General features: G+C 37.8%; 7 protein-coding genes. 3 read left to right on the top strand and 4 right to left on the bottom strand.

The window, feature by feature from the left end; translation table 11 throughout:
* The coding region (locus BP861_RS06695) for a methyltransferase MtaB domain-containing protein (RefSeq protein ID WP_292373757.1) at window positions 1–224 on the bottom strand (224 nt) is incomplete at its 3' end.
* Window positions 225–234: 10 nt separating this feature from the next.
* On the bottom strand, window positions 235–1,011 hold the full coding sequence (gene mtaC / locus BP861_RS06690; RefSeq protein ID WP_292373754.1) for a methanol--corrinoid protein MtaC: 777 nt from the start codon (window positions 1,009–1,011) through the stop codon (window positions 235–237).
* 898 nt (window positions 1,012–1,909) lie between these two features.
* On the opposite strand from mtaC, the gene BP861_RS06685 reads away from it, so the two are divergent.
* A complete protein-coding gene (locus BP861_RS06685; protein WP_292373752.1) occupies window positions 1,910–2,764 on the top strand; it encodes a helix-turn-helix transcriptional regulator in 855 nt (284 codons plus the stop codon).
* A gap of 142 nt (window positions 2,765–2,906) precedes the next feature.
* On the top strand, window positions 2,907–3,698 hold the full coding sequence (locus BP861_RS06680; RefSeq protein WP_292373750.1) for a helix-turn-helix transcriptional regulator: 792 nt from the start codon (window positions 2,907–2,909) through the stop codon (window positions 3,696–3,698).
* Between the two features lie 364 nt (window positions 3,699–4,062).
* Here BP861_RS06680 and BP861_RS06675 read toward each other — a convergent pair whose 3' ends face one another.
* On the bottom strand, window positions 4,063–5,907 hold the full coding sequence (locus BP861_RS06675; RefSeq protein ID WP_292373748.1) for a PGF-pre-PGF domain-containing protein: 1,845 nt from the start codon (window positions 5,905–5,907) through the stop codon (window positions 4,063–4,065).
* 658 nt (window positions 5,908–6,565) lie between these two features.
* Between BP861_RS06675 and BP861_RS06670 the strand changes: the two genes are divergently transcribed.
* Window positions 6,566–7,042, top strand: coding sequence for a DNA-deoxyinosine glycosylase (locus BP861_RS06670; protein ID WP_292373746.1), 477 nt, complete (start codon window positions 6,566–6,568; stop codon window positions 7,040–7,042).
* 97 nt (window positions 7,043–7,139) lie between these two features.
* On the opposite strand, the gene BP861_RS06665 is transcribed toward BP861_RS06670, so the two are convergent.
* On the bottom strand, window positions 7,140–7,319 hold the full coding sequence (locus BP861_RS06665; protein ID WP_292373744.1) for an indolepyruvate ferredoxin oxidoreductase subunit alpha: 180 nt from the start codon (window positions 7,317–7,319) through the stop codon (window positions 7,140–7,142).
* Window positions 7,320–7,483: the final 164 nt, after the last annotated feature.

The raw sequence follows: 7,483 nt of genomic DNA, 5'->3' as shown, positions 1-7,483 counted from the left end.
TGAACCATCCTTGACATAATGTCAGTGGTGATCCTCTCGTATTCCTTTACGAGTTTTTCCTTGGATGCACCGGCTTCAGGTCTTGGAGCATAATTAATTTCAGGAATTGTGTAGCCTGTACCGATTTCGAGGTCGAGGCCTGCCTTTACCGGGTATTTGGATACGCCGAAGGTCATTTCGTCTGCGCTTGCGTATGCCATTGAAGTATATCTTTTTGCTGCCATTTAACTCACCTCAGTGCTTGTGGAATTTGTCTCTTAATGCTGCGATATCTGTAGTACCTGCAACTATTGCGTCAGCAACCTTGGGTGCATCAGCTGCTTCTTCACCATATATGCCGAGTGCATACTGAGATACGAAGTCCTGGTTAACTGCACCGCCACCGCACACGAATGGAATCTTATATCCTTTCTCGAGGAGTTTGTCGTTAACTTCCTTGAATGCATACATGGTGGTGGTCATTAGAGCAGTACCTGTGACCATAATTGGGTTGTTTGCGGCAACTGCTGTAAGGACTTCGTCCACAGGGACGTCCCTTCCGAGGTCAACTACACTGTATCCGTTTGCTCTGAGGAGAGCGGTAACGATGTTCTTACCAATGTCGTGAACGTCACCTTCTGCGACGTGACAGACAACGGTTCCCTTGGTTACAGGGGCAGCTTCAGAGTTTTCCTTACAGAATTCGATACCTTCGAGCATGGCGTCAGCGGACATCATGACATTTGGAAGGAAAATTATACCTTCATCATAGAGTCTTGTGACAACGCCCATACCGACCATGAGAGCGTCATCGATAAGAGTAATTGGGTCCTTGCCTGCATCGATTGCAGCCTGGAGACCCTCGATAACGTCATCTTCTTCTCCCTCGAAGATGGCCTTTGCGATCGGGTAGATCAGTTCGTCTTTAGGATAGATCTCTTCTGCGGCTTCTTCAGGCGTCATTGCCTTTTCCAGAGCCACATTGTATCTGGTTAAAACCTTTTTCAGACTTGCCTCTGTAAAGTCCAACATATTTTTAAACCTCCGTTTTGGTTTTTGGCAAAAAGGTCTCTACCGTTACCGGGTCTACAGCCCTAGGTATATTCGGTATCGTGAGGTTCCGGCTTTCCCTCCATGAAGTCATTTCTTTTGGGTATTCAGGTCTAAAAAATCTGCAACGAGTCCGTTCTATTGGATTCTATCTCCAGATTTCCTCAGTATCTACCAGCGAAAGAATTTTCTTCTTCTTACCGGAACTTTTCCTTTTTGATTGATTTGCGTGTCCGTTAATTCTGACACACTTATACAACATAATTAGGGGAAATTATCACATATACCATAACCGATGAAAATATTTTTCTGGTTTTTACAGAGCAATAAGGGGTCTGAAATTTTAAAGTAATTACACAGCTTTTTTCCCTGGAATTATTTGCCATCTCTTTTCCTGATAAACAAGTCTTAAATTTTTGAAGTCACTCTTCTAAACATCTAGACTTCTTCTAAATGCGTGGATAAATTACATAATGACTTTTTTTGAACAATGCGATTATTCAGATAAATCCGATTAAAAATTTCAATGTTCATGTTGTACTCTTTCAATTTCACATCCTCTAATTATTTTAGTTAGTAAAAAAACTAACGATTTCAAAATACATCTTAAGCTATCGTTTTTATGGATGCCTGTAATTTTTCAGGAACTCACATAATTATGTTGCCTAGACTTTTTTGCGTTTAAAATTATTCATCCAAATACTTTTATATAAATGGGTGTATCGATTATCCCTGTAATATGGCACAAACGCTTCTTCCTGTTCAGGTTGTACAGAATCAGACTGGAACTCGAATTTTCATCCGTCTTCGTGCGGAGATTTTAGTGTCAAATGATACAGAAATCCTATATCTACATAAAAATGCGATAGAAGTGGTTTGAATGCAGCATGAGTTAATAGATGTCGTATTTCGTTCCCAGAAACGAAGAGATCTCCTTTTACTTTTGGGAGAGGAACCAAGAACAATGGAAGAAATTAAGACCCTCCTTGATGTTTCTCCCACGGCTATCTTACCCCAAATCAAAAGGCTTACAGACAGTGACCTTGTTATTCAAAAAAATGGCAGCTATGAATTGACAGATATGGGGGATCAGGTCTTTAAAAGAGTTAAATCTCTTGTCAATGTCCTTATTTTACTCGAGAGAGACAATTACTGGATCGAACACGACCTAAGTGGAATTCCCCCGTATCTCCTCAACAAAATAGGAGACTTGAAGGACTGCAAGCTGGTTGAACCCGATCCGAGCCAGATTTTTGAACCGAGTACAGAACTTTTGGAATTCTTCTCTTCATCACGTTATTTGATGGTGTTCTCATCCTTTTACAGGCCTGAATTCCTTCCCCTTTACACAAGGCTTGCAAGGCTCGAGTCAGATGTCACTCTTATTTTCACGGAGTCGGTACTCGAAAAAATTATGCAGAATTATGAAAAGAAAATAAGAAAATTTACTACGCTGCAAAACACTGAACTTTTTGTCTGTAATGATGGGGTCAAGCTGGCTGAACTTATGGTTTCAGACCGTGGGATGATGATCTCTCTCTTTGACAGCAATGGGAGATTCTATTATGATTACATGTCCTGTTCCGAACCTGAGGCTATAAACTGGGCAAAAGGTCTTTTTGAGTTTTATAAATCAACAGCCTGGCAGATCGAGAGTGAACAATATATTGATAACTTTATGTGTACAGCAGAAAGTGAAACTTTTCTGGAATCCATGTTGCTCAGCCTGCACTGATAAATAAGGCAATTCGTAAGGCAGTTTGTAAGGTAATTTGTGAGCCAATCGGCAAGGTAATTTGTACATATGTAAATTCAAAGTTAAATTTCCAACCAAATCCAGATCCGATTCCAGAATCCTTTTCAGGGAGTTAAATTGAATGAGTACAGAACTTCAGTTAATAGACACAATTTTTTTTTCGGATAAAAGAAAAAATCTGCTTTTACTTCTGAAGGACGGGCCAAAGACAATCGAAGAAATCAAGAAAGGACTTAAAGTCAGTTCCAGTCCTATAATGGCTCAGATCCGCATCATGCTTAAGGAAGGGCTGCTGGTGCAAAAAGAAGATTGTTACAGCCTCTCTGTAAAAGGAAAACTCATTGTCCCAAAAATGGAACCTCTTCTCTCCACTTTCCAGGTTTTCGACGAGAACCATGATTATTGGGCAAGACAGAATTTACGGACTCTTCCTCCTCACCTACTGGATAGGATTGGAGAACTCGGGAGTTGTAAAGAGCTTTTACCTGAGAAAACTCATATTTTTGATTATCCTCCTGAAATTATGGATCCTCTTTACAGCTCCAGGACAGTTATGGAAATTTCTTCAATTTTCCGCCCTGGGTATCCAAGTCTCTATCTGGACCTTGCAAAAAGAGGTATTGAAGTCTCGCTTGTTCTGGAAAGGCCAATTTATGAAAAATTGGTTTCCGATTACAGGGCAGATGTGGAAAAATTCTTAAATCTTAAAAACACAGGCCTTTTTGTTTGCGACCAGAAAATTGAGCTTGCTTCCAGCATTGTTACCGATCGCTTCCTCTCCCTTTCCATGGTCTCTAAAGAAGGAAGGTACTACAACCACGAAATGGTAAGTTTTGAGAAAAGCGCCCTTGTCTGGGGGCAAGAACTTTTTAATTATTACAAAGATTTGTCTGAAAAGATAGCCCGAATTTAATTTTTGCTAAATTAATTTTTAGCTAACTTGATTTTTATCAATTTGATTTTTTAACCAATTTGATTTTTTGTTTCTTGTTTAACCTGGGTTAACTTTAGTGAGCCTGAACTGAATTCTATTATAACAAACTTTTTACTCATTTCGGTTGATGTTGATTTAAACTATTTAAAATAAGTAAAAATTAAAGGGAGAAACTCCCTTTAATTCAGACTATGTTCTTCATATACGTTTTAAGCAAAGTTGCAGATTTAGTTAAATGATTAGCTCCAGATTCAATTCAGTTTGAGAGAACTCCATTGAATCCTTAAGCTTTTCGACATCATTTTCCTGTAACTTTTTTATTAAATTTTATACCTGCGCCTTTTTATATTCTTTTACATCTGATTGCACAAATTAAACCGACAACTACGCCGATTATGCCAAATCCAGGTGACTTCGGATTTTCTGCACCTGTTTCACTTGAAGTATTGCTCTCATTATTACTTCCCTTACTATCTGCTTCTGTTTGAGTAAGTTCTGTTGTTAATGTGCTTTGCTCTCCTGTTATCACGAAAGAAGAATAGCCAGGCACATTTGCTGTGAAATGCAGGGACTGATCGTCCTCATTTGTAAGGTTTACTGGTAACTTCATCCATTCTTTATTTTTGTTATCGTACTTATAAAGCACAATAGAAGACGAATTGATGTTATTTTCCTGAATCCAGGCCTTTTCAACCTTGAAGCTTATGGCTGCATTTCGAATATCGCCAGAATCTCCATAACCACCGTTTCCTACCCACACATTAAAGGACTTATATACATTTCCTTCTGGAAGTTCTGTAACAAGATCAGATTTGTTTTTGAGGTTTTCAACAATTGCTGTCGTTTTACCCATTGTCTTTTCTGACTCAAAGCTAATATAATCAACAACGGTTACATTATTTGTAAAGTTGAAATATACAAGCTTCTCACCAGGAATGAAAACTCTAGCTGTATCTTTAGCTTCAACATTCTTCTGAGGCTCAGGAGATCCACCTGCAGATCCACCGGATGATCCAGAGCTGTGATGACTGCCGCCAGAGCTACTGCTTCCAGTGTCTTCAATCCCCTCTACAGGCAACTCTGTTAAATTCTGAGCGGGTATTTCTGTTTGATTTCCAATTTGACTCTCATTAGGTGCTTCAGTTTGATTCTCATTAGGTACTTCAGTTTGATTTCCAGTTTGATTCTCATTAGGTGTTTCTACAGGCTGCTCCGGTGTTACTATATTTGATGATACAATGGCTGCATGGTCAATTTCTTTCTCGTTTAATATGACTTCATCTTCTGCTATACCGTCTCCATCTGCATCGTAGTGTGTTTGAGAAAAGCCTGTTCCGTCAGGTTTAGCCCAATAGTTTCCTGCAATATGAGGGCCACTTATTATATTCGCAGCGGCTGTTTTTGTAGTATTCCAGGTGTTAGGGTAATTGTGATTACTGCCAAAAATCACATTTACTGTGTTATTGAAGTAATTGTTATAAATTGTGCTACCGCCATATGAATTATCGTAAAGGCCACACTTTTTGTTAAAGTTTACATTATTACCAACAATAGTAGCACGAGCTTCGTACATTAAGGCTATTCCATTATCATTTTCTTTGATCATATTGTTTTCAATATTTGCATTCCCTAAATCTCCCACAACGACTCCTGTTCTACAATTTGAAATTGTATTGTCTTTGACAGTAGCGCTATAGGATTCACCGATATCAATTCCAGAATCACAACTTGAAATTTCATTATTATTTATCGTAAAGGTAGAGTATATACTGGTGCTAACGGCAGTATTATAATTCTCTATTTTATTTTTTTCAATTGTACAGTCAGCATAATCATTGAGATTTATTCCGTAAGAATTATCTGTGCCTTTTAAAGTAAAGCCTTTGATAACTGTCCCCTGTGCATCACTTTTAAGATCAAAACCATCTCCTTGAATTATTGTGTCTTCAGGATTACCTGATTGAGACATAATTACTAGATTTTCTGTATTGAGGACAATGTTTCCATTGTAGGTTCCAGGCTCTACAATTATTGTATCACCTGGCGTTGCGTTATCCACTGCAACCTGTATGGATTCACCGTTGCGTACTATTATCTCGGTTGCAGCACCTAGTCCAGAACCCATTATTAATATTAGAAAGACAGATAACAGCGCCATTATGCGATTATATTTTGTTATTTTCCACACAATTAACACCTGACTAAAATACATTTTTTATTTTTGATCTCAATCAACATCAAAAACTCTCACATTTTACTGATGCAGATTTGTGATTAGGCTGTGAATATTATCCAGTATGAAAACATAATACTCCTTTTCAAAATACGAAATCAGTATTTAGTTCCCAAGCTTATCACTAATATATAAAATTGCCTATATTTCCAATATTATTTCTTTTATTACTAAAAATAATCTCCTGTTAGAAAGCTATTTTCTTAAGGCACCAGTTTTAATCCTATTGTTAATGTCTTAAGCTTATTTATCCAATGTTTTATGTAGCCTCATTTTTCTATAATAATTAAAACCAATAAAAAGAAACATTGTTGTTTCCTGCAATGACTTAGCAGATTCAAATCTATATAATATTTCAATACAGATACAATAGCAGACAATCAAAAACAAAAAATATTGAGAAAATTAAACTCCATGTAATAAAGTATAATTCTATAAAACGAGACAGACTAGAAATTGAAATAAAAATAGCTAATTACCTGCATACGCGCTATAATTACAATATAAGAAAATAATTGCATATAAAATATTGAAAAAAGAAAATTATTTTCTGAATAAAATGTTTCTTGTTCCCAAAGCTTGAAATAACCTTAAGTTCCACCTTACTTAATCAATGAAAAAGCAAGGTTTTCCTGCAGTAGCTGACGAAAATACTGAAATCCTTATTCTCGGGTCTCTTCCGGGTGACGTTTCTATCAGGAAGCATCAATACTACGGGCATCCAGGCAATGATTTCTGGAGGCTCCTTGGCAATATTATCGGAGAAGACCTTCAGGGTATGGGTTACCAAAAACGGCTTGATACTCTGAAACGTAATAAAATAGGGCTCTGGGATGTCTTTAAAGCCGGAAAAAGGGAAGGAAGCGAGGATTCCAAGATAAAGAACCAAGAGATAAATCAATTTTCAATCCTGAAAGAAATAGCCCCGAACCTAAAGCTAATTCTTTTTAACGGCAAGAAATCCGGAGAATACGAACCGATTCTAAGGGCAATGGGGTATGAAACAAAAGTCCTTCCTTCTTCAAGCGGAGCAAACCGGCGATTTCTGAAAAATAGGAAGTCAGAATGGGAAGCAGCTTTCAAGCGTTGATTAAATTTTCTTTACCTGACCAGCTTTGTGCCCTCCTTCCGAATACCCGGTTTTGTTTGCAGACTTTATTTAAAGCGTTGAGCTCCGGTTTTCAAGGTTATTCTACCGTTATGGCTTCATTGGGGCAGGCTTCTTCACAGGCTCCACAATCTACACATTCGTCTTCATCGACGACTGCACAACCTTCGTCCTCATCAATAGTGATTGCTTCTACAGGGCATTCCTCCACGCAAGTTCCACAGCCTGTACATTCTTCTTTCTTGACTTTTGCTGGCATTTTATGGCTCCTTTATTTTTTCTAAATTTTTTCTTTACTTTTTTATGCTATTCTTTCAGATCAGTATCTTAAATCTGTATTTTCAAAGCACATCTGGGATTTAGAGGCCAAATTAGTCTGAAATCCAGATGAATCTTAAGTTCAGGTTAGTCTGAAGCTCAGGT

This window comes from Methanosarcina sp. UBA411 (genome assembly GCF_002495725.1).
In the GTDB taxonomy this organism is placed as follows: Archaea; Halobacteriota; Methanosarcinia; order Methanosarcinales; family Methanosarcinaceae; genus Methanosarcina.
The sequence above is the reverse complement of the archived record's forward strand: the minus strand, read 5'-3'. Positions and strand labels throughout refer to the sequence as shown.